The sequence below is a fragment of the Christiangramia aquimixticola genome, assembly GCF_048285835.1.
GTDB lineage: Bacteria > Bacteroidota > Bacteroidia > Flavobacteriales > Flavobacteriaceae > Christiangramia > Christiangramia aquimixticola.
Window position 1 is genome coordinate 1 of record NZ_JBLVTL010000161.1, and the last position, 318, is coordinate 318.

Annotated in this window: 1 protein-coding gene; it reads left to right on the plus strand. The window is 48.4% G+C overall.

Going from position 1 to position 318, the window contains the following annotated elements; genetic code table 11:
* The coding region (locus ACNKXV_RS13945; protein WP_417908323.1) for a hypothetical protein at nt 1–318 on the plus strand (318 nt) is incomplete at both ends.

Sequence of the window (318 nt, forward strand, 5' to 3'; positions counted from 1 at the left end):
TTGTAAAAGAGACAGCCCGCCGATTCAAAGAACATGGAAAGCTCGAAGTATCAGCCAATATCTACGACAGAGAACTTGCAGCCCGAAAGCCAAATGTGGAAATCCAAGGCGAAAAAGCCATCTGGCATAACAAGTGGATCGCTGCCGGCAACGAAGTGGTGTGGGACATGGTCCATTATGACGTTCAGCTCATTGGTGGAATGGTCCTTCACAAAGGTAAAATCGCCGAAATGGCGACAGGTGAAGGAAAAACCTTGGTTTCAACCTTGCCAGCTTTCCTCAATGCGCTTTCTGGTAGGGGCGTGCATTTGGTAACAG